Genomic DNA, 234 nt, shown 5'->3' on the forward strand with positions numbered 1-234 from the left:
GCTCGTCATGGCGGTGCCCGCCGACACGTTTCATCGCCTCATGGACAGCAGCCTGCCGTTCAACCGCTTCGTCATCCATCAGTTGAATAACCGCATGGGCGAATTTATCGGGCTGATCCAGAACAGCCGCTTGCTCGATGTCGATGCGCGGATCGCCCAGGCGCTCGCGCAGATGTTCAATCCCGATCTCTATCCGGAGACGGGCCGCGCGCTGGAAATCTCGCAGGAAGAGAT

At 59.8% G+C, this 234-nt stretch carries 1 pseudogene; it reads left to right on the forward strand.

Annotation, left to right across the window (positions count from 1 at the left end):
• A pseudogene (locus SB751_RS35475) lies at positions 1-234 on the forward strand (Crp/Fnr family transcriptional regulator); the annotation flags it as partial.

It is taken from the genome of Cupriavidus sp. SIMBA_020, assembly GCF_046535395.1.
GTDB lineage: Bacteria > Pseudomonadota > Gammaproteobacteria > Burkholderiales > Burkholderiaceae > Cupriavidus > Cupriavidus campinensis.